This is a genomic window from Bosea sp. AS-1, from assembly GCF_002220095.1.
Taxonomy (GTDB): Bacteria; Pseudomonadota; Alphaproteobacteria; order Rhizobiales; family Beijerinckiaceae; genus Allobosea.
Map to the genome: position 1 here is coordinate 1,978,175 of NZ_CP022372.1, position 23,924 is coordinate 2,002,098.

A 23,924-nucleotide genomic window follows, 5' to 3' on the forward strand; every position below is an offset into this window, starting at 1 on the left:
TGAGTATTCGAAGTCAGCCCTTGTCGGCGGCGGAAGGCGCCGCCGCAGCCGCAGGCCGTGATCGTCGGCGGACGCTCGCGGCCGATGGTGCGGCGTTGAGCTTGCGGACGGCCTGGGAGGCGGCGATCGTTCCGTGCTGCACGAAGGCTTCGTGGTTAGCCTCGATCGCCCCGAGCTCATAGAGGTAATTCACCATCAGGCCGCCGGCCTGCCGCAGGCCATTGGCCGAGACGTCGCCACGCCAGTTGATCCGCTCCAGCCGGGCACCGTTGCCGAGGTGGAAGCGCGCCACCGGATCGAGCGGCTTGCTGCCGGCCTTCGCTTCCAGGAAATACCAGGCGGCGGCGGCCAGTTCGGCCTCTTGGAGCAGGTTCCTGTCACCGGGCATCGCGCGGGTGCTCCAGCCGGGATCCTGCAGAGTCGCGAGCTCTTGCCAGTCGAGAGCCGGGCGGTCGGCGTCATCGGCCTTGAGCATGCGCCCGAGCCAGCCCATGAAGCCCGGAACGGGGGAGAGCGTGACGAAGGTCGTGAGGCCCGGCAGCTCCCGCTTCAGCTCCTCGACCACCTGCTTGATCAAGAAATTGCCGAAGCTGATGCCCTTCAGGCCCGCCTGGCAGTTGGAGATCGAATAGAAGACCGCTGTCGTGGCGCGGGCGGCGGGAATCGCCGCCCGGTCGAGATCGAGCAGCGGTGCGATCGCGCCCGGTATCTCGCGGGTCAGCGCGACTTCGACGAAGACCAGCGGCTCGTCGCCCATCTGGGGGTGGAAGAAGGCGAAGCAGCGCCGATCGCCCGGGGCGAGCCTGTTGCGCAGGTCGTCCCAGTTCTGGATCGTGTGAACCGCCTCGTAGCGGATGATCTTTTCAAGGATGTTGGCCGCGGTCGTCCAGTCGATGCGTTTGAGGACGAGGAAGCCGCGGTTGAACCACGAGGCGAGGAGGTGGACGAAGTCGCGGTCGACGACGGCGAGGTCCTTGTGCTCGCGCAGCGCCAGCAGCAGGTCCTCGCGCATGCGCACCAGCGCCTCGGTGCCGCCGGGCGCCCGGTTGAGCCGCCGCAGCAATTCCTGCCGACGCGGTTCGGAAGCGTCGTTCAGCGCCGCCGCAGCCTCGGCGCCGCTGTCGGCGAGATAGGCTGCGACCGCCACCTGCAGCCGCGCCGTGTCGGGGCCGAAATCGGTGGCGAGAACCTTCAGGAAAGACAGGCGCTGCGACGCGTCCGCGCGGGCGTAACCGTCGAGCAGTTCGAGCGCGAGCGCGACGCCCGAGGCCTCGCCCTTGACGCCGAGGATGTCGCGAGCGAGCGCCGGCAGATCGGGCTCGCCCGCGCGCCTGCCGATGCGGTCGAACCCGACGAGCTCGCGGCTGCGGCTGGTGATCGTCGTCACCAGATCCTGAATGAAGCCCCGGTTCACGGGGAGCCTGGTTCCGCCGCCGAACATCATCACCTCACCCCATGATCGCGGCCGGCAGCCAGGTCACCAGCCCCGGGAAGAGGCAGACGATCACCACAGCCAGCGTGATCAGCAGCACGAAGGGCAGGGTGCCCCACATGATCTGGTTCAGCGGGATGTCCGGCGCGATGTTCTTGATGACGAAGATGTTGAGGCCGACCGGCGGATGAATGAGCCCCATCTCCATGACGATGGTCATGACGACGCCGAACCAGATCAGATCGAAGCCGGCGGCCTTCAGCGGCGGCAGGATGATCGGCGCCGTCATCAGGATGATCGAGACCGGCGGCAGGAAGAAGCCCAGCACGACCACGAAGACGAGGATGGCGGTCAGCAGCACCCATTTCGACAGGTTGAGCCCGATGATCCAGGCGGCCGCCGACTGGCTGATGTGGAGATAGCTCATCACATAGGCGTAGAGGAGCGACATGCCGACAATCATCAGCAGCATGGTCGATTCCTTGAGCGTGCCGGAGACGATCGGCATGACTTTGGACGGGCGCCAGATGCCGTACATCACGCCGATCACGGCGAGCGCCAGCACGGCGCCGACGCCGGCGGTCTCGGAGGGCGTCGCCCAGCCGGCATAGAGCACGATCATCACGCCGGCGAGGATGGTGACGAAGGGTGCGACCCAGCCGATCATCCTGAGCTTTTGGCTGAGGGTGTAGTGCTCCTCGTCGAGCAGCGCCGAATGTTTGCCGGTGGCCGCGGCCTCGGCCAGGGCGAGCCGCTTCTCCTTGCTGTAGCGCAGCATCGAGTAGCCTGCGAAGAGCAGCATCAACAGCAGGCCAGGCCCGATGCCGGCGAGGAAGAGCTTGCCCAGCGAGACCTCGGCCGCGACCGCATAGAGCAGCATCGTCACCGAGGGCGGCAGCAGGATGCCGAGCGTGCCACCGGCGGCGATGATGCCGGCGGCGAAGCCGGGCGAATAGCCGCGAGCCCGCATCTCGGGGATGCCGGCCGAGCCGATGGCCGAGCAGGTGGCGGGAGAGGAGCCGGCCATCGCCGCGAACAGGCCGCAGGCGACGGTATTGGCCACGCCGAGGCCGCCGGGAATTTTATGCAGCCAGGCATGCAGCGCCGAATAGAGGTCGCGACCGGCATTGGAGCGCCCGATCGCCGCGCCCTTCAGGATGAAGAGCGGGATCGCCAGGATGATGACGTTGGCGATCTCCTCGTAGAAGTTCTGCGCGATCGTATCGAGCGAGGCCGCCGGCATGAACAGAACCATGAAGCCGATGGCGACCACGCCGAGGGCGAAGGCGATCGGCATGCCGGAGAACATGACCAGCAAGGTGACCACGCAATAGGAGACGCCGACCGCCCATTGCGGCATCCCGCTGACCAGCGGGAGTGGCGAGCGAGGCCAGAAGACGACGGCCGCCGCGACGGCCAGCACGGCGAGGCACAGGAGCGGCGAGCGCGTCGCCACCTGCAGGGCGACCTGGAGCGCCAGGAGGACCATGCCGGAGCACAGAAGCGCATAGGGAATCCAGAGGGGCGGGCCCCAGGCCGATTGCGAAGTCTGGCCATCGACATAGGCCTCGTGGAGGAGCATCGCCGTCTTCCAGGCGAAGATCAGGCAGAAGCACAGCATCACCGCATCGACGGCGAGCCGGCGGCTCTCCTTCGAGGCGGGGAACCAATGGTCGAGCAAGTCGATGCCGACATGCCCCCGCCCGGCCTGCACGGTCGCGGCCGAGAGGAAGATCGCGCCCGCGATCAGGAAGATCGTCACCTCGTCCTGCCAGAGCACGGAGGTCTTGGTGACGTGGCCCGTCACCACGCCGAAGGTCAGCACGAAGCCGGCCGCGACGAGCGCGACCGCCGAGAGCCGGAAGGCGAGGCGATTGACGATGCCGAGCAGCGCCGCAGCGCCACGCTCGTCGGCGACGTTCTGCGGACCGTCGGCGGCCAGAATGGCGTCGTGCTGCAGCGCTCCGCTCATCTCAGGAGACTTTCTGCGCGAGCTTCATCAGCTCGGCCGCCTCGCTCGAGGCGGCGGCATAGTCCTTCCAGGCGCTGTCTTCGGCGATCTTGCGCCAGGCGGCGAGATTGGCCGCGCTCATGTCGGAGACCTTGACGCCCTTCGCGGCATAGACCTTGGCGACCTCCTCGTCGTCGGCCTTGGCCTGCGCGGTCGCCCAGCTCTCCATCTCGGCGCCGACGTCGAGGATCGCTTTGCGCTGGTCGGCCGGCAGCGCGTCGAAGATCGCCTTCGACATCAGCAGCGGCTCCAGCATGAACCAGAACGAGCCCTGGCGCGCCGCGGTCAGCGACTTGGCGAGCTCTTCCAGGCGGAAGGAGATCAGGCTGGTCGAGGAGGTGACGGCGGCATCGAGCGCGCTGGTCTGCATGCCGATATAGATCTCGTTCGACGGCATGGTCGAAACCTGGGCGCCGGCGGCGGCGAACATGCGGTCCATCTCGCGGCTGCCGCCGCGGATCTTGATGCCACTGGCATCCTCCGGCGCCAGCACCGGCGCGCTGCGCGAGGCGATGCCGCCCGCCTGCCAGACCCAGGAGACGAAGACGATGCCCTTGCTCTCCAGGATCTTCGCGAGCGCCTTGCCGACCTCGGCATTCTTCCACTTCGCGCCCTGCTCGTAGCTCGTCACCAGGCAGGGCATCAGGCCGAGATTGCAGGCCGGCACCTCGCCCCCCGCGTAGGGCACAGGGAAGAGCGACATGTCGAGCGCGCCGCGGCGCATCGCCGAGAACTGCGCGTTCGTCTTCATCAGCGAGGAGTTCGCATAGATGTCGAACTTCAGCGCGCCGTTGGTGCGCTTCTCGACCTCGGCGGCGAAGCGGCGGCACATCCGGTCGCGGAAATCGCCCTGCTCGATGCTGCCGCCGGGGAACTGGTGGGAAATCTTCAAGGACGTGGCTGCCTGGGCCGTCCCTGCCTTGACGAGAGCGGGGGCGGCCAATGCGCCGATGAGAGTCTGCCTGCGAGTCAGTTTCATGGCGTTCCTCCTGAATGTCGGGTCATGCGCCCGTTTGTCGTTGGCGCGATCAAGGCATCGTCGCCGCGCTGTGTCAACAGATCGCATACAATCTGGTCGGATTTGAATGCAGAACTTGCATGGCCGCGTGCGATCGCTCACAGTGCGTGAAGCCGCCGCAGCCATTCGGCCAACCAGAAGCGCGCTGATGAACGAAAGACAATCCAATCTCCTGCGGGACCGGATCGAGGACGAGATCGTCACCGGCGCCTATCGCCCCGGCGACCGGCTGGACGAAGCGTCACTGGCGACACGCTTCGGGGTTTCCCGCACGCCGATCCGCGAAGCCCTGCAGCAGCTCGCGGTGGCGGGGCTGGTCGATGTCCGCCGCCATCGCGGCGCCATCGTCAGCGCGCCCGATCCCAAGCGGCTGATCGATATGTTCGAGATGATGGCGGAGATCGAGGCGATCTGCGGCAAGCTGGCGGCACGCCGCCTCCTGCCCGAGGACGAGCGCGCCCTGACCGAAGCGCTCGAAGCCTGTCGCAAGGCCTCGGAACAGGCCGATCCCGACGTCTACTACTATGAGAACGAGCGCTTCCATCGCGCCATCTATGCGGCGAGCGGCAACCCCTTCCTGGCCGAGCAGGCGCATGCGCTACACCGCCGGCTGGCGCCGTTCCGTCGCCTGCAGCTGCGCGTCCGTAACCGCGTCGCGGCCTCGCAGGCCGAGCACGAAGCCATTGTCGCGGCGCTCCTCGGCGGCAAAGGTCAGCTCGCCGCCCAGCGCCTCCACGCCCATATCGCGGTGCAAGGCGAGCGCTTCGCCGATCTGATCGCCTCGCTCAACCGCAGCAGCGCCGCCTGAGACGCCTCGCGCGACCTTCAAGAATTTTGCGAAGCTGCAAAGTTTGAAGGCGGAGTTCGCGGTCCGGAATCCGACCCCGCATGGTCGCAGGGACGCTGGAGGCCTCAAGACCCGTCGCATGACCTCATCGCGGGGGGATACAGCATCGGCCAGCGAAGCGCCTTTCTTGGAATGCTTTGTGCTTGGCGCGCGGCAGTTCCGTCACGAGACCCATTGCCATGGCCGCAGCCGCTTGCTCCGCCGGACTCGATACCGGGTTCGCCACGCTCGATTTCGGGCAGATGATCGTGCTCGGGCTGGTTCAGGGCGTCAGCGAGCTGCTGCCGATCTCGTCGACGGCCCATATGCGCGTCGTGCCGGCACTGCTCGGCTGGCCGGACCCCGGCTCAGCCTTCTCGGCACTGATGCAGCTGGCCGCGCTGGCCGCGGTCGTGAGCTATTTCAGGCGCGATGTCGGCAACATCGCAAGCGGAGCGCTCGTTGCGCTACGCACACGTCAGTTCACGACGGGGCCGGGCCGGCTGGCATTCGGCATCGTCATCGCGACGATCCCGATCGTCGTGGCCGGTATCGCGCTCGCGCCGCTGCTCAATCGCTGCGGCTCGCCGCTGCGCTCGCTCGCGGTGATCGGCGCCACTTCGCTCGTAATGGCGTTGCTGCTGGCGGCGACGGAGTGGTTCGCGCGCCATCGCCGCACGATGGAGCAGGCGAGTCTGCGCGATTTCCTGCTGGTTGGTCTTGCCCAGGTCGGCGCCCTGATCCCCGGTGTCTCGCGCTCCGGCTCGACATTGACCGCGGCGCTCGCGCTGGGCTTCAAGCGGGACGAGGCCGCGCGATTGTCGTTCCTGCTCGGCCTGCCGGCCATCGCTCTGGCCGGGCTGAAGGAGGCCTGGGAGATCGCCAAGGTCGGCATCGACGCTCATGCCGTGGCGCTGCTGGCCGTCGGCTTGATCGCGGGTTCACTCGCGTCCTTCGCCGCGATCTGGGGCTTGATGCGGTATCTGGAGCGGATGTCGAGTTGGGTCTTCGTGATCTACCGGGCCGGGATGGGCATCTTCCTGCTCTGGGCGGTCGCGACCAGCTTACTCGGTTGAGACAGGTCATGCCCGCTAAAACAACGGCTGGCGTGAGCGGCCGGAAGGCGCAGCCACGCGTGAAGGGCCGGTGCAGCAGGCAGGCGGCGCTGGTTCTCGTCCTGCTGTGGGTGTCGGTTCGGCCCGCGCTACCGGGACCGGCTGTGGATTGGCGCTTCTGCTACGCCGGCTCGGAGCGTGACCGCCGCTTCTATCTCTCGCAACCGTTTCTGTCCGCCACGCCCATGGAAGCCATCGAGCAGCAATGGCTCGTCTGGCTGTCCCTGCAGGCGCTGCAATACGAGACGACCGGGTGTCCTCGTGGAGCCGAGCGCGCGGCGATCGAGGATTCGATCGCCGCGGCCATCCGTTACAATGCGCGGCAGGGCCGCAGCGCGGTCAAGCTCGACTGGAAGCCCGCTTCGTGATCGCTGCCGTGTGCCGCCGTCTGCGACGTTATCGCTGTCGTTCCCGCAGCGCATCGGCGGCCTGATAGCGCCAATAGGTCAGCTGGACCGCGGCGGTGCCGAAGGGGCCGCCGTTCCAGACGAGACCGAACGGAGCGAACAGCCTGTAGCGGTCGTTCTCGCCGCGGATCGCTTCCGCGATGACCGTGCCGCCTGCCGCCGTCGTGTTCATGCCGTGACCGCCGAAGGCCGTGCAATACCAGACGCCCGGCCGGTATTGTCCGATCTGCGGCATGAGATGCCGCGCATAGGACATCAGCCCCGACCAGGCGAGCTCGACCTTGAGCTTTTCGAGCTGAGGGTAGGTGGTGACCATCTCGTGACGCAGCAGCGCAGCGACATTGCGCGGCTCGGTGGTGCGGGTGGTGATCCGTCCGCCCCAGAGGATGCGCGAACCGCCCTCGACCAGCCGGTAGTAATCGCCCGCGCGCCGGTCGTCGCCCACCCCGGCGCTGGTGCGGATGGCTTCGCCGATCAGCTCCGGCGCGGCTTCGGTCAGCAGCACATAGGTCGCGATCGGCAGGAAGGCGCGTTTCAGGGGCGCGAACAGGTTGCCGGTGTAGCCGCCGGTGGTGAACAGCACCTGTTCGGCCTCGATCGTCGCCCGCGCCGTACGCAGTCGCTTGATCGGTCCGTCGAGCTCGGCAGCGAGGACCGGCGAGCCTTCGTGGATCGTGCCGCGCAGCCGCGTGATCTCGCGGGCGAGGCCGCGGGCATAGTTCAGCGGGTGGAAATGGAAGGCGTCATCGTCGGCAAGCGCGGCGTGATATTTCGGCGAGCTCAGCAGCGCGCGTGTCGCTTCCCGGTCCAGATAGCGCAGATTGCGGCCGAAGCGCTTCTCCTGCGCGTCGCGCTCCTGTTGCAGCGCGGCGCCGCCATCATGGCGCACGACCCGCATGATGCCGGGCGAGGGGGCCGCGTCGACGATGCCGAGACTCTCGATATTGTGCCGGACGATGTCGACGCCTTCCATGGTCAGGCGATAGAGCTCATCGGCCTGGTCGCGTCCGGCCTGGCGCTCGATGGCGGCGAGCGAGGTGGCGTAGCCGGGGCTGACGAAGCCGCCATTGCGGCCCGAGGCACCCCAAGCGATGCGCTCGGCCTCCAGCAGCACGACCGAGCGGCCGGCGCGCGCCAGCTCGAGCGCTGCCGTCAGGCCGGCGAGCCCGCCACCGACAATGCAGACCTCGGTTTTGATCGGCCCCTCGGCCGGTGGATAGCTTTCGCCTGAGGCGAGGGTGCGGCGATAATAGGTGTCGATATAGGACGGTGAGGCCGCGCTCATGGCTGGGCCGCTTCCTTCGGCCAGCAATCCTTCGCCCGCGCTTTCCAGGCGATGCCGGCGACCGGCTCAGACATGGGTGTTCGCTTCATCGTCGGTACGGCCCCGCTCCCCTTGGGCGATTCGGGTCGATTGTTAGTAAATGGGCGGGCGGGATGCCAGCGCAGGCACCGCCTCACGGCAGGCCGTTGCCGCATGAGTGCCCTGCAGGAAGCACAGCAGCAGACCGCCGAAGCAACTGGACGCCTGTAGCTGCCCATGCATTGCTGGCGCGCCAACAACAATACGGCACAGCGATGCCGGGCATTCCTGATGATTCAGGTGGAGGGAACCCATGAAGGAAGAGGAAATCCGCGGCTTGGTCGCGGATGTGAAGGACGGCACGCTGTCGCGACGTTCCTTCATCCAGAGAATGGCCGCCGTGGGCATCACGGCGCCGATCGCAAGCCAGATCCTGGCCTGGAACGACGTGGCGATGGCCGACGCCACGGTCAAGTACAAGCCGACCAAGGCCGGCGGAGGCGGCGCGCTGAAGATCCTGCTCTGGCAGGCACCGACCCTGCTCAACCCGCATTTTGCCGCGGGCACCAAGGACCAGATCGCCTGCCGGGTATTCTACGAGCCGCTCGCCGGCTGGGACAAGGAAGGCAACCTGATCCCGCAGCTTGCTGCTGAAATCCCGACCAAGGAAAACGGCGGTCTCTCGGCGGATGGCAAGAGCGTGACCTGGAAGCTGAAGCAGGGCGTGAAGTGGCATGACGGCAAGCCGTTCACCGCCGATGACGTCGTCTTCAACTGGGAGTATGCCGCTGACCCCGCGACCGCGGCCTACACCACCGGTTCCTACAAGGACATCAAGGTCGAGAAGGTCGACGACCATACGATCAAGGTCGTCTTCAAGGATCCGACCCCGTTCTGGGCCGACCCCTTCGTCGGTGTCGTCGGCATGATGATCCCGAAGCACATCTTCGCGGACTACAAAGGCGCGAAGTCGCGCGAGGCGCCGGCCAACCTGAAGCCGGTGGGCACAGGCCCGTACAAGTTCGTCGAGTTCAAGCCGGGCGATATCCTGCTTGGCGAGCGCAATACCGCATATCATGTCGCGAACCAGCCCCAGTTCGACACGCTCGAAGCGAAGGGTGGCGGTGACGCGGTCTCGGCGGCGCGCGCTGTACTGCAAACCGGTGAATATGACTATGCCTGGAACCTGCAGGTCGAGGACGAGGTCCTCAAGCGCATGGAGACAGGCGGCCGCGGCAAGGTGGTGGCGGTTCCGGCCGGTGACCTCGAGTTCATCACGCTGAACACGACGGATCCGTGGACCGAGGTCGACGGCGAGCGCTCCAACGCCAAGACCAAGCATCCGACGCTGAGCGATCCCAAGGTGCGCGCGGCGCTGAACCTGCTGATCGACCGCGACTCGATCGAGAAGTTCATCTACGGCCGGGGCGGCACAGCGACGGCGAGCTTCGTCAACGAACCCAAGCGCTTCAAGTCGACCAAGCTGAAATACGAGTTCAACATCGACAAGGCCAACAAGATCCTCGACGAGGCTGGCTGGAAGAAGGGTGCGGACGGCGTCCGCGAAAAGGACGGCAAGAAGCTCAAATACGTCTTCCAGACTTCGATCAATGCCCCGCGCCAGAAGACCCAGGCCATCATCAAGCAGGCCTGCCAGCGCGCCGGCATCGAGCTCGAGCTGAAGTCGGTGACGGCTTCGGTGTTCTTCTCGTCGGACGTCGCCAACCCCGACACCTATACCAAGCTGTACTGCGATATGGAGATGTATACCCAGACGCAGCCTCAGCCGGATCCGGAGCGCTTCCTCAACCAGTGCGTCTCCTGGGAGATCGCCAGCAAGGAGAACAAGTGGCTGGGCCGCAACGTCTCGCGCTACACCGACCCTGAGGCTGACAAGGCCTACAAGGCGGCGCAGACCGAACTCGACCCAGCCAAGCGCGCCGCGCTGCTGATCAAGGTCAACGAGATCTTCTGCGAGGCGAATGTGTTCTTGCCGATCATCTCGCGCACGGTTGTCGGCGCTGCGGCCAATAATCTGACGGCCGATATTTCGGGCTGGGAGGTCACCACCTGGAATCTCGCGGCCTGGTATCGCGACTGAGCGGTTGCGCTTTTGCAAAGGACGATCGGCCCCATCCGGGGCCGATCGCGCAATCCGATGTGCGAAGGTTTCGCGGGAACCAGTCCTGAGCCGACGCGTAGGCGCTGCGGAGCGCGCGGGTTAGCCGGTCCGTGTCCAGCGCAGGAACGCCGAGAGGCGCAGCAGGGCGTTGATGACAAAATTCAGCAGGTACACCATGGGCGTCCTCCAGGTATCAGGAGCCCACGAATATGCTCGTGGCGCTTTTAGCTTTGTTGACGCGGTGCAAGCTGCTCCGACAAATCCCGCGATCGACGAGGCCCAAGCCTTGTTGATGTGATGGATCATCCAGCCGCTCCGCTGGATCGTCAATCGCAAGCCCTTTCAAAGACAGCCATTTCCGAAGCAGAACCCACTTGCCGCAATGGCGTGGAGGGAAGGATCTGTTCGTCAGCGGTTTTCCGCTCTGTCCGGCTGTGGCGAACCTTAAGGCTGGGCGGTGAGCTCCGACTGGACTTCCTGCGTCGGTCATCGGAATGTCCGATGGCACAATCGCTTTCTTCCGTTTCCGAACTCCGTCGCAGTGATGGGAAACCGCCTTCCTCCGTTCGAAACCGGAAAGAAGGCGAACATGGCAGATACGATCTCAAAGGTTCTCGTCGTTGGCGGCAGCTCGGGCATGGGGCTCGCGCTGGCGAGGCGCTGCCTTGACCAGGGCGCGCAGGTGATCATTGCCGGGCGCGACGCGGACAAGCTGGCGCGCGCCCGGGAGAGCCTCGGCGCTCATTCTCAGCTGGAGGCCGTTGCGGTGGACATCACCCGCGAAGCGGAGGTCGGGGCGTTGTTCGACCAAGTCACCGGGCTCGATCACATCGCCTGCACCGCGGCCGACATCCAAGGCTCCTACGAATTGCTGCCTGCACTCGATCTCAAGGCGGCGCAGCGGGCGATGGAAAGCAAGGTCTTCGGCCCGCTGCTGCTGGCGAAATACGGCGCACCGAAGCTGCGGCCGTCAGGCTCCATCACCTTCACCTCCGGTATCGCAGCTTATCGACCGTTGCCGCGCGGCTCGGTCGTGGCGGCGATCAATGCGGCGCTGGAGGGGCTCGTCCGGGCGCTGGCGGTCGAGCTGGCCCCGATCCGGGTCAATGCGGTCTCGCCCGGCTGGGTGGATACGCCGATCTGGGCCTTCGTCGCCGGTGACCGGAAAGGCGAGATGCTCGACGGCATGGCCAGGCGCCTGCCGGTTGGCCGGGTCGGCCGGCCCGCCGATATCGCCGAAGCGATCGCCTTCCTGATGGGCAACGGCTTCACGACGGGGACGGTGCTGCATGTCGAGGGCGGGCATCGACTGGTCTGACGATCGGCCCCCATTGCTCTGCCGCTGCCAGAAAAAGCTTCAGTGCTGGCGGCTGGACCCGGCGGCGGCGCCAGATCAAGGCGAGCGGCGCCTTGTCGAGATAGCCCGGCCAGGGGAGTTCGGACACCTCGCCCGTCGCAAGCAGGCCGGTCACCGCCATCCGTGGAAGCAGCGCCTTGCCGCCACCGCCGGCGACGAGCCGTCCGATCGCGGCAATGCTCCCGACTTCGGATGCAATCGCCGGAGGCGCGAGCCCGGCCTCGGCAAAAGCCCTGTCGAAGAGGTGGCGATAGATGCAGCCGCGTTCCGTTGCGATGAAGCGCGACGCGCCGAGGGCTTCGAGCCCGGAAGCTTTCGACGTATTGGCGGTATCGGGCGGTCCGATGAGGACAAGTGGTTCAGTCGCGACGATGCGCCGGCCGAGGCGTCCGTCGAGGGGCTCCCTGTCGAAGCAGAACGCGGCATCGAGCGCGCCGCGTGCGACGGCCTGGAGCAACTCGCCGGTGCCGGCGATCTTCAAGTGAACATCGATGCCGGGCTGGCGGCGCTGAAAATCGGCGAGCCATCGCGGCAGCCGCGCCGCGCCGATCGTTTCCAGCGCGCCGATGGTCAGGGCCTGCGCTTGGGAGCCGGTCGCGGTTTCCACGGCCGCGCGCGCCTCGTCGGCAAGGGAGAGCAGGGCTTCGGCGTAGGGCTTCAGCGTTTCGCCGGCTTCGGTCAGGCGCAGGCCTTGCCGCGTCCGTACGAAAAGCGCGGTGCCCAGCTCGGTCTCCAGGGATTGGATCTGGTCGCTTGCGCTCGATTGGGCGAGGTGAACCTCTTCGGCGGCCCGCGTGATGTTCTGCGTGCGCGCCGCAGCCAGAAATGTCCTGAGGATTCTCGGATGCATGCTATGGCCAGCTTATCGGCTCGCGATGCCTCGGCAAGGGAAACCGGCGCAGTTGGCGACAGTGGAGAGAAGGGCTGCGCCGCAGCTTCTGTGCACAAGCCCGGAGCGTGGTGTAAGCCTGAACCTCAGCGGCCGCCGATTCCGTCATCTCGCCTTGCCGATCGCTGCGATCAGCCATGATCGCAGCGTCGCCTCCGCGAGCGTGAGGGTCGAAGGTTGCGGCGCCCATTCGAGCATCGAGGCTACGACCGCAGCATGACCCTTTCCATCCGTCCCGCCCGCCCTGGCGAAGCCGGGCTCGTGCTGAGCTTCGTCCGGGAGCTGGCCGAATATGAGAAGCTGCTGCACGAGGTCGTCGCCAGCGAGGACGACATCGCGGAATCGCTGTTCGGCGAGAGCCCTCGCGTATTCTGCGACATCGCCGAATGGGACGGCGAGCCGGTCGGCTTCGCGCTCTGGTTCTATACCTACTCGACCTTCAGGGGACGGCACGGCATCTGGCTGGAGGATCTGTTCGTGCGGTCGGGGCAGCGCGGGCGCGGCATCGGCAAGGCGCTGATGGCGCAGCTGGCGAAGCGCTGCGTCGATGAAGATCTGCCGCGCCTCGCCTGGTGGGTGCTGAACTGGAACGAGCCCTCGCGGGTGTTCTACCGCTCCATCGGCGCCAAGGCGCAGGACGAGTGGACCGTGAAGCGGCTGGAGGGCGAGGCGCTGGCCAAGCTCGGCGCGGCGGGCTGAGCGAACGATGGCCGCTCTTCCTCTCGTGCTCGTCGCGGCCATCGCCGACAACGGCGTGATCGGCAACGACAACCAGCTGATCTGGCGCCTGAAGACCGATCTCAAGCGCTTCCGCCAGCTTACGACAGGCTGCCCCATCATCATGGGGCGCAAGACCTATCTCTCGATCGGCAAGCCGTTGCCCGGGCGCCAGACGATCGTGCTGACGAGGGACCGCGGTTTCGCAGCCGATGGCGTTCATGTCGCGCATACGGTCGGCGAGGCGCTGGCGCTGGCGCAGAGGCTCGGTGCCGAGATGAGAGCCCATGCAGTCATCATCGGCGGCGGCACCGAGGTCTATGCGCAGATGCTGCCGATGGCCGACCGGCTGGAGCTCACGCTTGTCCATGCGGCTCCTGCAGGCGACGCGGTTTTTCCGCGCTGGGACAAGAGCGCGTTCGTCGAGGCCGTGCGGGAGGACCATTCCGCCGATTCCGACAACCAATATCCCTTCAGCTTCGTGACCCACCGCCGGCGGGAAGGGGCTGGGCGCGGCTGATCGCCGCTTTATCATTCGTCATGAGTGGCTTGCGCCGTTGACGAATTCATGGCCCATGACCAAGTGAAGCCAGCGTCTCTCCCGGAGACGCTGACAATTGGCCGCCATTCGCCTATGGCTCGGCTTTAAGCAAAACGAACGAAAGGGAACGGCCCAGGTATGCCTTGGAGTAACCAGAGCGGCGGCGGCAACGGCGGGGGTGGACCCTGGGGCCAGCGCGGAGGCAGTGGCGGCGGCGGCCCGTGGGGCGGCGGCTCCGGCGGAGGCAATGGCAATCCGCCCGATCTGGAAGAAATCCTGCGGCGCAGCCAGGACCGGCTGAAGAACCTGATGCCGGGCGGCGGGCTCGGTGGGCGGGGCATCGTGCTCGGCGCGCTCCTGCTGGTCGCGCTCTGGCTGCTCTCAGGCACCTATTTCGTGCGGCCCAACGAGGTCGGCCTCAACCTCGTCTTCGGCAAGTTCACCGGCAAGACCGGTGAGGGCATGAACTGGAACTGGCCCTATCCGGTCGGCAATGTGGTCAAGCCCCAGGTCACCAACGTCATCACCACGGAAGTCGGCTTCCGGACCGTGGAATCGGTGCGCCAGTCGCGTCAGACCGATGTGACCGAGGAAAGCCTGATGCTCACCGGCGACGAGAATATCGTCGACATCGATTTCATCGTGCAGTGGCAGATCGACCCGGCCGCGCCCGAGAATTACGTCTTCAACATCCAGGATCCGCCGGGCACGGTGAAGGCGGTGGCCGAGAGCGCGATGCGCGAGATCATCGGCAAGCGGAACATCCAGCCGGTCCTGACCACCGACCGTGGTGCGATCGAGACCGAGGTGCGCCAGCTCATGCAGGAGACGCTCAACGGCTACAAGGCCGGCGTGCAGATCCGGCTCGTCCAGCTCCAGAAGGTCGACCCGCCGCAACAGGTCATCGACGCCTTCCGCGACGTCCAGGCGGCTCGCGCCGACCAGGAACGCCTGCGCAACGAGGCGCAGACCTACGCCAACCGCGTGGTGCCCGAGGCGCGGGGCCGCGCCGCCCAGCTCGTTCAGTCGGCGGAAGCCTACAAGGAGCAGACTGTGGCGGAAGCGCGCGGCCAGGCCAGCCGTTTCACCGCGGTCTACGAGCAATACAAGAACGCTCCGGGCGTGACGCGCGAGCGTCTGTTCCTGGAGACGATGGAACGTGTGATGGGCGGAACGGACAAGATCATCCTCGACTCGACGGGCAACGGCCAGGGCGTGGTGCCCTATCTGCCGCTCGACCAGCTGCAGCGGCAGCCCGCCCGGGGTGCCCAGCCGCAGGGAGCGACCCGATGAACGGTTCCTTCCTCAAAGCGGCCCTGCTCGTCGTCCTCGTCGCCGTTGCGGTCGTCTTCTACGCCTGCACCTTCATCGTCTCGCAGACCCAGTCGGCGCTGGTGCTGCGGCTGGGTGCGGTGCGTGCGATCAAGACGGAGCCGGGGCTCTACTTCAAGTGGTTCGCGCCGGTCGAGACGGTGACGCTGCTCGACAACCGCATCCTCGACCTCGACCTGCCGGCGCAGGAGATCATCGCCTCCGACCAGAAGCGCCTCGTCGTCGACGCCTTCACCCGCTACCGCATCTCCGATCCGCTGCGCTTCTATCAGGCGGTCAACAACATCCCGCGCGCGAATTCGCAGCTCGCCTCGATCGTGAACGGCAATGTCCGTTCGGTTCTGGCGGACGCAACGTTCGTCGACATGGTGCGCACCGAGCGCTCGCGGCTGATGGCCCGCATCCGTGACGACGTGAATCGCGAGGCGGCGCGCTTCGGCATGACGGTCGTCGATGTGCGCCTGCGCCGCGTCGATCTGCCGGCGGCGAACTCGGCGGCGGTGTTCCAGCGCATGCAGACGGAGCGCCAGCGCGAGGCGGCGGAAGCCCGCGCGCTCGGCGGCCAGCAGGCGCAGGAGGTCCGCGCCCGGGCCGACAGGGACTCGACCGTGATCGTGGCGGAGGCGCAGCAGCGCTCCGACGAGATCCGCGGCCAGGGTGAAGGTGAACGAAACAAGGTCTTCGCCGAGGCTTTCGGCAAGGATCCCGAGTTCTTCGCCTTCTATCGTTCGATGCAGGCCTACGAGAACAGCATCAAGCCTGGTGACACGCGAATGGTGCTGACGCCGGACTCGCCGTTCTTCCAGTTCTTCAACGGTCCCAACGCACAGCGCGGGACCGGGACGACGCAGGCACCGTCGGCGGCGCCCGCGCCGGCACGGCCCTGATCGGAGCGAGCGACGCCGATGTTCGATTTCATCGCGGCGCTCGGCCTGGTCTTCGCCATCGAGGGCATCCTCTTCGCCGCTATCCCGCATCTGGCGAAGGATGCCCTGCGCAGCGCCGCGGAGACGCCGCCAGATCGGATGCGACTGATCGGGCTTGGCTCGGCGGCGCTGGGTGTGATCCTGGTCTGGATCGCGCGCGGAAGCTGGTAAGCGATGCCGCGATCGTGTTCGATGACACGATCGTGCGTCGCCCTTCCGCCGCATTTAGGAGTTCAATTCGCGGCGCGATTTGTGCCGCGTCGATCGGCCTGCCTTTTTCCGTCAAGAGGATTCAGATGGCATTGAAAACCGTTTCCGTTGCTGCCCGGCCAGTCCGCATCGCGCTCGCGGCCGGCGTGGCCGGTCTGGCGCTGATGACGCCGGTGCTGGCACCGGCGCAGGCCCAGGCCAACACCCCTCTGCTGCAGGGGCAGACCTCGCTCGCGGACCTCGTCGAGAAGGTGATGCCCGCGGTGGTCAACATTTCCGCCGTCACGACCAGCGACAGCAAGGGGCGCAACCTGCCGCAGCTGCCGCAGCTCGGCCCCGACACCCCCTTCGGCGACCTGTTCGAGGAGTTTTTCAACCGCCGCAACCAGCAGGGCGAGCGCCAGGCGCCGCAGCAGCGCCGCTCGCAATCGGCCGGTTCGGGCTTCGTCATCGATTCGTCGGGCATCGTCGTCACCAACAACCATGTCATCGGTGACGCCAACGAGATCACGGTCATCTTCAATGACGGCCTGAGGCTGAAGGCCGAGGTCATCGGTAAGGACACCAAGGTCGACCTCGCTGTGCTGCGCGTGAAGCACGACAAGCCGCTGCCGGCGGTCAAGTTCGGCGATTCCGACAAGATGCGGATCGGCGACCCGGTCATGGCGATCGGCAACCCGTTCGGGCTCGGCGGCTCGGTTTCCTCCGGCATCGTCTCGGCACGCAACCGCGACATCAGTCAGGGCCCGTACGACACCTATATCCAGACCGACGCGGCCATCAACAAGGGCAACTCGGGCGGCCCGCTGTTCAACATGGCCGGCGAGGTGATCGGCATCAATACCGCGATCCTGTCGCCGACCGGCGGCTCGGTCGGTATCGGCTTCGCGGTGCCGTCCTCGCTGGCGGCCAATGTCGTGGAGCAGCTCAAGCAGTTCGGCGAGACCCGCCGCGGCTGGCTCGGCGTTCGCATCCAGAGCATCGACGACGCCACGGCCGATGCGCTCGGCCTCGGCGCGGCGCGAGGTGCTCTGATCGCCGGTGTCGACGACAAGGGACCGGCCAAGCCCGCCGGACTCGAGACCGGCGACGTGATCACCAAGTTCGACGGCAAGGAGGTCAAGGATTCCCGCGACCTGCCGCGCATCGTCGCGGCGACGCCGGTCGGCAAGGACGTTCCGGTCACGATCATCCGCAAGGGCAAGGAAGAGCAGAAGACCGTCAAGCTCGGCCGCCTCGAAGATGGCGAGAAGGTCCAGACCGCTTCGGCCAACAAGCCCGCTGCCGAGGCCGCCAAGCCTGCTGTCGCGAATGCGCTGGGTCTCGAGCTCTCGGCGCAGAACGACGAGCTGCGCAAGCGCTACTCGATCAAGGACGGCCTCAAGGGCGTCGTCGTCACCAAGGTCGATCCGAACTCGAACGCTGCCGACAAGCGGGTGATGGTCGGCGAGCTGATCGTCGAGGTCGGGCAGGAGCCGGTCAACACGCCGGACGCCGTCACCAAGCGCCTCGACGCGCTGAAGAAGGAAGGCAAGAAGTCGGCGCTGCTGCTCGTCTCGAACGGGCAGGGCGAGGTCCGCTTCGTCGCGGTCGCGATGAACTGAGACGGAGCCGGCAGGCTTGATTCAAGGGGCGGTCAGTCGGGCCGCCCCTTTTTTCGTCGGAGGCGTGCCGTCCTGCGGGCATGCCGAACATCCGCTCATGGCGATGGCCGCCACCGATCCCGGGTGTCATTCTGCCCCTGCTACCCCTTGCAGACGGATATGGCTTCGGCCGGAGTGCAGCATGAAGATCAGCGACATCCCCTTCGTCACGACCGACTGGTCGAGCGTTCCGGCCGAGCGTCACGCCGGCGATGTCGGGGAGGCGACCTGGCGCGTGCAGTATTTCGGGCCCGAAGGGAACCGCATCCGGGTGCGGATGGTGGAATATTCGCCGGGCTACGTCGCCGACCACTGGTGCTCGAAGGGGCACATTATCCTGTGCCTGGAAGGCGAGATGGAGACGACGCTGGAGGATGGCCGCGTCATGCCGCTCAAGGCCGGAATGAGCTATCAGGTCGCCGACGGGGCCGAGGCGCATCGCTCCGCGACCAAGACGGGCGCGAAGCTCTTCATCGTCGACTGATCAGCTCCGCACGATCTCGCCGCCGGTATAACCCTGGGCATAGAGCAGGGCGGTGAGATCGGCGTATTCGAGCCGGGCGTCGGCGGCCGCGGCAACCGCAGGCTTGGCGCGGAAGGCAACGCCGAGGCCGGCCTCGCCCAGCATCGCGAGATCGTTGGCGCCGTCACCGATGGCGAGCGTCTGCGTCGCTAACAGGCCGAAGCGGCCGCGCAGCTCGATCAGCGAATCGAGTTTCGCCTGTTTGCCAAGGATCGGATCGGCGACCTCACCGATCAGGATACCGTCCCGCGCCAGTAGCACGTTGGAACGGTGCTCGTCGAAGCCGATGGTTGCGCTGATCGGCCCGGTGAAGACCGTGAAGCCGCCCGAGACCAGCGCGGTATAGGCGCCATTGGCTCGCATCGTATGGACCAGCTCATAACCGCCGGGCGTCAAGGTGATACGCTCGCGAATGATCTCGTCGACGACCGAAAGCGGCACGCCCTTCAGGAGAGCGACGCGCTCGCGCAGCGCCGGCTCGAAGGCGATCTCGCCGCGCATGGCTCGCTCGGTGATGGCCGCGACGAGGTCCTTCAAGCCGACATAGGCGGCGAGCTCGTCGATGCATTCCTGGCCGATCATGGTCGAATCCATATCGGCGAGGAACAGCGCCTTGCGGCGTCCGGCCTCTGGCTGGACGATGACGTCGACGGGAGCGCCGTCCAGCGCGATGCGGATATCGGCTTCGAGCTTGCGCGCGTCGGTTCCATCCGCGAAGAGATCGGCGGCGATGGCACCGTGGAGCGCGGCCGTGCGGCTGGTGCCGGGCACCGCGCAGGCGAGGCGCGCCAGCAGGGCCTCATCGACGAGCGCCTGGCCATGGGCGGAAACGAGAGTCGCGACGAGCATGGGAGGACCGGTGCAGCAGGCGGGAAAGACGATCAGGGCGGTGCTCATCGCAGGTCCGACCGCCAGCGGCAAGTCCGCGCTTGCGATCGAAATCGCGCGACGTTTCGACGGCGTCGTCGTCAACGCGGATTCCATGCAGGTCTATAGCGACCTGCGCATCCTCTCCGCCCGGCCGAGCGTGGTCGAGGAGGCGATGGCGCCACACCGGCTCTACGGCCATGTCGACGGTGCGGTGAACTATTCGGCGATGCGCTATGCGGCGGATGTCGCCGCGCTGCTGCCAGAGCTTTGGGAGCAGGGCAAGCTGCCGGTCCTGACCGGCGGCACGGGGCTCTACTTCAAGGCCGTCACCGAGGGGTTTTCCGCCATGCCGCCCGTGCCGGAGGCTGTCCGCTCGGCCTTCCGGGCCCGGGCCGAGGATGTCGCGACCGAGGCGCTGCACGCCGAGCTCGCCGGCCTCGATCCAGTGATGGGGGAACGGCTGCGGCCGTCCGATCGCATGCGGATCATGCGCGCGATCGAGGTCCATCTGGCGACGGGGCGCTCGCTGGCGAGCTTCCAGGGCGAGCGCGAGCCCGGGCCGCTCGACGGCCTGCCGCTGCTGCGCCTCTTCGTCAGCCCGGACCGGGAAGCGGTGCGGGCGAGGATCGACCATCGCTTCGAAACGATGATGGCGGAGGGGGCCCTGGATGAGGTCGTCCGGCTACGGGAGCGGAAGCTCGATCCGCTGCTGCCGATCATGCGGGCTCATGGCGTGCCGGGCCTGATGGCGCATCTCGACGGCGCGATCTCGCTGGAGGAGGCGATCCGGCGCGGCCAGGCCGATACGCGGGCCTATGCCAAGCGGCAGGTCACCTGGTTCCGGCACCAGATGACGGGCTGGCAGTCGGCGGCGCCGGAAGCTGCGCTGGAGACGGCGTTGCGCGAACTGGAAGGCTAGATCAGGCCGCGTCGGCGACCGCATCCACAGCGGCGATGCCGATGCGGTTCCGGCCTTCGCTCTTGGCGCGATAGAGCGCCTGATCCGCCCGCGCAAACAGATCGGCGAGCGGTTCGGCGGGCTGCCGGGTCGCGATGCCATAGCTGGCGGTGATCCTCAGCTCGAACGTCTCGGAAACGGGCAAGGCGCGGCTCGCCAGGGCCTCCTGGATCTTGGCGGTTCTCACCATGGCTTCGGCGGTGCCGGCGCCGCGCAGCAGGATGGCGAATTCCTCGCCGCCGACACGGGCGACGAGATGGGGCTCGCCCTGCGACAGCCCGAGCAGGACATCGGCGAAGGCGCGGATCACGGCGTCGCCGGCCGGATGGCCATAGGTGTCGTTGACCTGCTTGAAATGGTCCAGATCGACGATGATCACCGAGATGTCGGTATCCTCGCGCGCGCTCGCGGCGATGGCCGCATGTGCCCGCTCGGTGAAGGAGCGGCGGTTGAGCAGCGCGGTCAGCGGATCGGTCTCGGCGAGGCGGCGCAATTCCTTCTCGCGCTCCTCGCGATGGCCGATCTCCTCGGACAGGGCACGACGGGTGGCACGCTCGCGGCCGATCTCGAGCGCGAGCGTCGCGGCACGCAGCTGCAGGGTCTGGTTTGCGACGGTGAGGTCGGTGATGTCGGTGATGGTCAGCAACAGGCCGTCGCCGAGCGGTGCGATCGCGAGCCGCAGCCAGCTGGTGCGCCCCTCCTGGTTGAAGGAGGCTTCGAAGCTGTCGCTCCGCTGGCCCCCCAAGACCGCCAAGCAGCGTTTCCAGATCGTCGTATCCGTCAGGAAGGGCAGGGCCTCCCGGGCGTCGCAATCGAGCAGGCAGGCGTCGGGCCGCCTCGCCAGTTCCGCGGCCCGCTGGTTCGTGGCGACGATGATCGTTCCGTCGATGCTGCCGTCGTTATTGCGCAGGGTGCGCAGCGCGACGATGCCGCTCGGGGAGCTTTCGAGCACCGCGTTGAGCAGATCCTCGCGAAACTGCAACGGCCGGCTGAAGGCGATGAGCATGTTGCGACCGTCGCGCGCAATGGTCGGGAGCAGGAGGCGCTCCCAGATCGCCACGCGCATGGTCGGCTTGGCGCGGTGGACGGTATAGAATGGCCGGTCCTCGGCAAAAGCGCGCTCGGCACAGGCTCGAGTGAAGGCCGCGACCTGCGGCTGCATCGCCGAGAGCCTTTCGCCGAGCCGCGTGCCGCCGACATAGCGCACGATCTCGCGGCCGTAATGGGTCCAGCGATAATCGCCGTCTGTGGTCGGCTCGAGAATGATCAGCTCGTCGCCGTAGACGGGCATGACATCGGCGACGAAGGCTTCATAGCTGACGGGCTGGCCCTTGCGGCTGTGGGCCGCGAACCGGTTCAGCAGCTCCGCGATCCTGGGCGCGTGGGCACGGGCTGCAATGTTTTCGGAGTGGACTTCGTGGTACATCGCCGTCCCGGTTCGAGCGGGCGGCACGCTAGGGGCAACGGATTGAGAAAACGTTCCGCAGCGGGAGCAGTTTTTCGCCTTTCGCGTCAACCATTCGGTTGCCAATGCCGGCGGATCGCGGAGCCGCCGATCAGTCGATCTCCATACCGGTCATCGCAATGGATTTGCCTGAAAGGCGGCCTCCACTTTTCGCGACGATGCTAAAGCGCTTGACCAGTCGCGCGCCCTCCGTTAGCGTCCGGCAACTTTCGCCAAGGATCATGAGCGCGATGCGCAAGCTTATTCTCGTACAGGTGCGCTGGTAGGGGCCGGTTTAAAGACCGGGCGTCCCCGACGCCAGCGCACGCCCAGGCCCCTCCGAGGGCCTTTTTTATTGCCCGTTTTCCCAGTCAGATCCAAATTCTTCGCAAGACCGAAGACAAGCCGCAGGAGAGCGTTATGAGCGAGATGATGACCGGAGCCGAGATGGTCGTCCGCGCGCTTCAGGACCAGGGTGTCGAGCACCTGTTCGGGTATCCCGGTGGTGCCGTGCTTCCGATCTATGACGCGATCTTCCAGCAGGACAAGGTCAAGCACGTGCTTGTTCGCCACGAGCAGGGCGCGGTCCATGCCGCCGAGGGCTATGCCCGCTCCGGCGCCGGCAAGGTCGGCTGCGTGCTCGTCACCTCCGGCCCCGGCGCGACCAACGCCGTCACCGGCTTGACCGACGCGCTGCTCGACTCGATCCCGCTCGTCGTCATCACCGGCCAGGTTCCGACGCATCTGATCGGCTCCGACGCCTTCCAGGAATGCGATACGGTCGGCATCACCCGCTCCTGCACCAAGCACAACTACCTGGTGAAGAGCATCAAGGACCTGCCGCGCATCCTGCACGAGGCCTTCTATGTCGCCGCCAACGGTCGTCCGGGCCCCGTCGTCATCGACATCCCGAAGGACATCCAGTTCGCGACCGGCGCCTATAGCCGACCGCGCGACAACCAGCACAAGACCTACCGGCCGGTGGTCAAGGGCGACATGGACAAGATCAAGGCTGCGGTCGAGCTGATCGCCAGCGCCAAGAAGCCGATCTTCTATACCGGCGGCGGCGTCATCAATTCCGGCCCGCATGCTTCGGCGCTGCTGCGCGAGCTGGCGCGGCTGACGGGCTATCCCGTCACCTCGACCCTGATGGGGCTCGGCGCCTTTCCGGCGGCGGACAAGCAGTGGCTGGGCATGCTCGGCATGCACGGTACCTACGAGTCCAATCTGGCCATGCATGATTGCGACGTGATGATCGCGATCGGTGCGCGCTTCGACGACCGCATCACCGGCCGTATCGACGGCTTCTCGCCGCGCTCGAAGAAGATCCATATCGACATCGACCCGTCCTCCATCAACAAGACGGTCAAGGTCGATATCGGCATCGTCGGCGACTGCGCCCATGTGCTCGAGGACATGGTCCGCGTCTGGCGCGAGACCAGCCCGCAGATCGACAAGACGGCGCTCGCCGCCTGGTGGACGCAGATCGATGGCTGGCGCGGCCGCAAGAGCCTCGCCTACAAGTCGTCCGATACGATCATCAAGCCGCAATATGCGCTGGAGCGGCTCTATGCGCTGACCAAGGATCGCGACACCTACATCACGACCGAGGTCGGGCAGCACCAGATGTGGGCGGCGCAGTACCTGCATTTCCAGGAGCCGAACCGCTGGATGACGTCGGGCGGCCTGGGCACGATGGGCTACGGTCTTCCCGCCGCGATCGGCGTGCAGATGAAGCATCCCAACGCGCTCGTCATCGACGTCGCCGGCGAGGCCTCGATCCTGATGAACATGCAGGAGATGTCGACGGCGGTGCAGTACCGGCTGCCGATCAAAATCTTCATCCTCAACAACGAGTACATGGGCATGGTGCGCCAGTGGCAGGAGCTGCTGCATGGCGGGCGCTACTCGGAGAGTTATTCGCAGTCGCTGCCCGACTTCGTGAAGCTCGCCGAAGCCTATGGCGGCCACGGCATCCGCTGCGACGACCCGGCCAAGCTCGACGCCGCGATCATGGAGATGATCGAGACGCCCGGCCCGGTGATCTTCGACTGCCTCGTCGCCAAGGAGGAGAACTGCTTCCCGATGATCCCGTCGGGCAAGGCGCATAACGAGATGATCCTGCCCGATTTCGAAGGCGATACCGGCGAGATCATCGACGCCAAGGGCAAGCAGCTCGTCTGAGGTCGAATCCTGTAGCCGTCATCCCGGACAAGCCGCGGAAGCGGCGCTGATCCGGGGTCCATGCCGGAACGGTTCAGGCGTGGATCCCGGGTCTCA

23 protein-coding genes and 1 pseudogene are annotated in these 23,924 nt (G+C 66.5%); 14 read left to right on the forward strand and 10 right to left on the reverse strand.

Features of this window, described 5'->3' with window-relative positions; translation table 11 throughout:
- Window positions 1-13: 13 nt before the first annotated feature.
- From CE453_RS11075 to dctP, 4 genes and pseudogenes are all read right to left on the reverse strand, one after another.
- Window positions 14-1,441, reverse strand: a complete 1,428-nt coding sequence (locus tag CE453_RS11075; protein ID WP_089177836.1) for a malonyl-CoA decarboxylase — start codon at window positions 1,439-1,441, stop codon at window positions 14-16.
- A 7-nt stretch (window positions 1,442-1,448) separates the two neighbouring features.
- Window positions 1,449-2,792 carry a TRAP transporter large permease gene (locus CE453_RS11080; RefSeq protein ID WP_248308111.1) on the reverse strand — a complete coding sequence of 448 codons (1,344 nt, stop codon included), beginning with the start codon at window positions 2,790-2,792 and terminating at the stop codon, window positions 1,449-1,451.
- Between the two features lie 99 nt (window positions 2,793-2,891).
- Window positions 2,892-3,404: pseudogene (locus CE453_RS29270) on the reverse strand (TRAP transporter small permease); the annotation flags it as partial.
- A gap of 1 nt (window position 3,405) precedes the next feature.
- On the reverse strand, window positions 3,406-4,422 hold the full coding sequence (dctP, locus tag CE453_RS11085) for a TRAP transporter substrate-binding protein DctP (protein WP_089174639.1): 1,017 nt from the start codon (window positions 4,420-4,422) through the stop codon (window positions 3,406-3,408).
- A gap of 187 nt (window positions 4,423-4,609) precedes the next feature.
- Here dctP and CE453_RS11090 point away from each other — a divergent pair, with 187 nt between their 5' ends.
- The 3 genes from CE453_RS11090 to CE453_RS11100 all read left to right on the forward strand — a co-directional run bounded on the left by CE453_RS11090 (window position 4,610) and on the right by CE453_RS11100 (window position 6,770).
- Window positions 4,610-5,269 carry a GntR family transcriptional regulator gene (locus CE453_RS11090; RefSeq protein ID WP_089174640.1) on the forward strand — a complete coding sequence of 220 codons (660 nt, stop codon included), beginning with the start codon at window positions 4,610-4,612 and terminating at the stop codon, window positions 5,267-5,269.
- Between the two features lie 218 nt (window positions 5,270-5,487).
- Window positions 5,488-6,363 carry an undecaprenyl-diphosphate phosphatase gene (locus CE453_RS11095; RefSeq protein WP_089174641.1) on the forward strand — a complete coding sequence of 292 codons (876 nt, stop codon included), beginning with the start codon at window positions 5,488-5,490 and terminating at the stop codon, window positions 6,361-6,363.
- A gap of 8 nt (window positions 6,364-6,371) precedes the next feature.
- Window positions 6,372-6,770: a hypothetical protein gene (locus tag CE453_RS11100; protein WP_157732988.1), complete on the forward strand. Its 399-nt coding sequence runs from the start codon at window positions 6,372-6,374 to the stop codon at window positions 6,768-6,770.
- Window positions 6,771-6,798: 28 nt separating this feature from the next.
- Here CE453_RS11100 and CE453_RS11105 read toward each other — a convergent pair whose 3' ends face one another.
- The gene (locus CE453_RS11105; RefSeq protein WP_089174643.1) at window positions 6,799-8,094 is read right to left on the reverse strand and encodes an NAD(P)/FAD-dependent oxidoreductase; all 1,296 of its coding nucleotides are present in this window, start codon (window positions 8,092-8,094) and stop codon (window positions 6,799-6,801) included.
- Between the two features lie 331 nt (window positions 8,095-8,425).
- On the opposite strand from CE453_RS11105, the gene CE453_RS11110 reads away from it, so the two are divergent.
- On the forward strand, window positions 8,426-10,213 hold the full coding sequence (locus CE453_RS11110; RefSeq protein WP_089174644.1) for a peptide ABC transporter substrate-binding protein: 1,788 nt from the start codon (window positions 8,426-8,428) through the stop codon (window positions 10,211-10,213).
- A gap of 120 nt (window positions 10,214-10,333) precedes the next feature.
- Here the strand turns inward: CE453_RS11110 and CE453_RS28530 are convergent, their stop codons facing one another.
- Window positions 10,334-10,540, reverse strand: a complete 207-nt coding sequence (locus CE453_RS28530; protein ID WP_157732989.1) for a hypothetical protein — start codon at window positions 10,538-10,540, stop codon at window positions 10,334-10,336.
- A 283-nt stretch (window positions 10,541-10,823) separates the two neighbouring features.
- Here CE453_RS28530 and CE453_RS11115 point away from each other — a divergent pair, with 283 nt between their 5' ends.
- Window positions 10,824-11,552 carry an SDR family oxidoreductase gene (locus tag CE453_RS11115; protein WP_089177837.1) on the forward strand — a complete coding sequence of 243 codons (729 nt, stop codon included), beginning with the start codon at window positions 10,824-10,826 and terminating at the stop codon, window positions 11,550-11,552.
- Here CE453_RS11115 and CE453_RS11120 read toward each other — a convergent pair.
- Window positions 11,503-12,441: a LysR family transcriptional regulator gene (locus CE453_RS11120; RefSeq protein ID WP_089174645.1), complete on the reverse strand. Its 939-nt coding sequence runs from the start codon at window positions 12,439-12,441 to the stop codon at window positions 11,503-11,505. The genes CE453_RS11115 and CE453_RS11120 overlap by 50 nt on opposite strands.
- A 255-nt stretch (window positions 12,442-12,696) precedes the next feature.
- Here CE453_RS11120 and CE453_RS11125 point away from each other — a divergent pair, with 255 nt between their 5' ends.
- From CE453_RS11125 to CE453_RS11155, 7 genes are all read left to right on the forward strand, one after another.
- Window positions 12,697-13,179 (forward strand): GNAT family N-acetyltransferase, encoded by a 483-nt coding sequence (locus CE453_RS11125; RefSeq protein ID WP_089174646.1) that lies wholly within the window; start codon window positions 12,697-12,699, stop codon window positions 13,177-13,179.
- Window positions 13,180-13,186: 7 nt separating this feature from the next.
- Window positions 13,187-13,717, forward strand: a complete 531-nt coding sequence (locus CE453_RS11130; protein WP_089174647.1) for a dihydrofolate reductase — start codon at window positions 13,187-13,189, stop codon at window positions 13,715-13,717.
- Between the two features lie 159 nt (window positions 13,718-13,876).
- Window positions 13,877-15,031, forward strand: a complete 1,155-nt coding sequence (hflK, locus tag CE453_RS11135; RefSeq protein ID WP_089174648.1) for an FtsH protease activity modulator HflK — start codon at window positions 13,877-13,879, stop codon at window positions 15,029-15,031.
- Window positions 15,028-15,957: a protease modulator HflC gene (hflC, locus tag CE453_RS11140; RefSeq protein WP_089174649.1), complete on the forward strand. Its 930-nt coding sequence runs from the start codon at window positions 15,028-15,030 to the stop codon at window positions 15,955-15,957. Before hflK ends, hflC begins: the two co-directional genes overlap by 4 nt.
- 18 nt (window positions 15,958-15,975) lie before the next feature.
- Window positions 15,976-16,167, forward strand: a complete 192-nt coding sequence (locus CE453_RS11145) for a DUF2065 domain-containing protein (protein ID WP_089174650.1) — start codon at window positions 15,976-15,978, stop codon at window positions 16,165-16,167.
- Between the two features lie 125 nt (window positions 16,168-16,292).
- Complete coding sequence (locus CE453_RS11150; protein WP_089174651.1) at window positions 16,293-17,810, forward strand: DegQ family serine endoprotease; 1,518 nt, start codon at window positions 16,293-16,295, stop codon at window positions 17,808-17,810.
- Between the two features lie 181 nt (window positions 17,811-17,991).
- The gene (locus CE453_RS11155) at window positions 17,992-18,333 is read left to right on the forward strand and encodes a DHCW motif cupin fold protein (RefSeq protein ID WP_089174652.1); all 342 of its coding nucleotides are present in this window, start codon (window positions 17,992-17,994) and stop codon (window positions 18,331-18,333) included.
- Here the strand turns inward: CE453_RS11155 and serB are convergent, their stop codons facing one another.
- Entirely contained in the window at window positions 18,334-19,221 is an 888-nt protein-coding gene (gene serB / locus CE453_RS11160) for a phosphoserine phosphatase SerB (protein WP_089174653.1), read from the reverse strand.
- On the opposite strand from serB, the gene miaA reads away from it, so the two are divergent.
- Complete coding sequence (gene miaA / locus CE453_RS11165) at window positions 19,220-20,161, forward strand: tRNA (adenosine(37)-N6)-dimethylallyltransferase MiaA (RefSeq protein WP_089174654.1); 942 nt, start codon at window positions 19,220-19,222, stop codon at window positions 20,159-20,161. The two genes, serB and miaA, sit on opposite strands and share 2 nt — an antisense overlap.
- A 1-nt stretch (window position 20,162) precedes the next feature.
- Here the strand turns inward: miaA and CE453_RS11170 are convergent, their stop codons facing one another.
- Window positions 20,163-21,626 (reverse strand): GGDEF domain-containing protein, encoded by a 1,464-nt coding sequence (locus tag CE453_RS11170; RefSeq protein WP_089174655.1) that lies wholly within the window; start codon window positions 21,624-21,626, stop codon window positions 20,163-20,165.
- Between the two features lie 130 nt (window positions 21,627-21,756).
- Window positions 21,757-21,903 (reverse strand): hypothetical protein, encoded by a 147-nt coding sequence (locus CE453_RS28535; protein WP_157732990.1) that lies wholly within the window; start codon window positions 21,901-21,903, stop codon window positions 21,757-21,759.
- A gap of 161 nt (window positions 21,904-22,064) precedes the next feature.
- Between CE453_RS28535 and CE453_RS11175 the strand changes: the two genes are divergently transcribed.
- Window positions 22,065-23,828, forward strand: coding sequence for an acetolactate synthase 3 large subunit (locus CE453_RS11175; protein ID WP_089174656.1), 1,764 nt, complete (start codon window positions 22,065-22,067; stop codon window positions 23,826-23,828).
- Window positions 23,829-23,924: the final 96 nt, after the last annotated feature.

Bases quoted from the DNA above. Each gene is read 5' to 3' on its own strand.
- CE453_RS11145 (WP_089174650.1), top strand. From the start codon at position 15,976: ATGTTCGATTTCATCGCGGCGCTCGGCCTGGTCTTCGCCATCGAGGGC.
- CE453_RS11155 (WP_089174652.1), top strand. From the start codon at position 17,992: ATGAAGATCAGCGACATCCCCTTCGTCACGACCGACTGGTCGAGCGTT.
- hflC (WP_089174649.1), top strand. From the start codon at position 15,028: ATGAACGGTTCCTTCCTCAAAGCGGCCCTGCTCGTCGTCCTCGTCGCC.
- CE453_RS28530 (WP_157732989.1), bottom strand. From the start codon at position 10,540: ATGATCCATCACATCAACAAGGCTTGGGCCTCGTCGATCGCGGGATTT.
- CE453_RS11115 (WP_089177837.1), top strand. From the start codon at position 10,824: ATGGCAGATACGATCTCAAAGGTTCTCGTCGTTGGCGGCAGCTCGGGC.
- CE453_RS11095 (WP_089174641.1), top strand. From the start codon at position 5,488: ATGGCCGCAGCCGCTTGCTCCGCCGGACTCGATACCGGGTTCGCCACG.
- CE453_RS11075 (WP_089177836.1), bottom strand. From the start codon at position 1,441: ATGTTCGGCGGCGGAACCAGGCTCCCCGTGAACCGGGGCTTCATTCAG.
- CE453_RS11090 (WP_089174640.1), top strand. From the start codon at position 4,610: ATGAACGAAAGACAATCCAATCTCCTGCGGGACCGGATCGAGGACGAG.
- hflK (WP_089174648.1), top strand. From the start codon at position 13,877: ATGCCTTGGAGTAACCAGAGCGGCGGCGGCAACGGCGGGGGTGGACCC.
- CE453_RS11105 (WP_089174643.1), bottom strand. From the start codon at position 8,094: ATGAGCGCGGCCTCACCGTCCTATATCGACACCTATTATCGCCGCACC.
- CE453_RS11170 (WP_089174655.1), bottom strand. From the start codon at position 21,626: ATGTACCACGAAGTCCACTCCGAAAACATTGCAGCCCGTGCCCACGCG.
- CE453_RS11130 (WP_089174647.1), top strand. From the start codon at position 13,187: ATGGCCGCTCTTCCTCTCGTGCTCGTCGCGGCCATCGCCGACAACGGC.
- CE453_RS11110 (WP_089174644.1), top strand. From the start codon at position 8,426: ATGAAGGAAGAGGAAATCCGCGGCTTGGTCGCGGATGTGAAGGACGGC.
- CE453_RS11150 (WP_089174651.1), top strand. From the start codon at position 16,293: ATGGCATTGAAAACCGTTTCCGTTGCTGCCCGGCCAGTCCGCATCGCG.
- CE453_RS11080 (WP_248308111.1), bottom strand. From the start codon at position 2,792: ATGCCGCAATGGGCGGTCGGCGTCTCCTATTGCGTGGTCACCTTGCTG.
- dctP (WP_089174639.1), bottom strand. From the start codon at position 4,422: ATGAAACTGACTCGCAGGCAGACTCTCATCGGCGCATTGGCCGCCCCC.
- CE453_RS11125 (WP_089174646.1), top strand. From the start codon at position 12,697: ATGACCCTTTCCATCCGTCCCGCCCGCCCTGGCGAAGCCGGGCTCGTG.
- miaA (WP_089174654.1), top strand. From the start codon at position 19,220: ATGGGAGGACCGGTGCAGCAGGCGGGAAAGACGATCAGGGCGGTGCTC.
- CE453_RS11100 (WP_157732988.1), top strand. From the start codon at position 6,372: ATGCCCGCTAAAACAACGGCTGGCGTGAGCGGCCGGAAGGCGCAGCCA.
- CE453_RS11120 (WP_089174645.1), bottom strand. From the start codon at position 12,441: ATGCATCCGAGAATCCTCAGGACATTTCTGGCTGCGGCGCGCACGCAG.
- CE453_RS11175 (WP_089174656.1), top strand. From the start codon at position 22,065: ATGAGCGAGATGATGACCGGAGCCGAGATGGTCGTCCGCGCGCTTCAG.
- serB (WP_089174653.1), bottom strand. From the start codon at position 19,221: ATGCTCGTCGCGACTCTCGTTTCCGCCCATGGCCAGGCGCTCGTCGAT.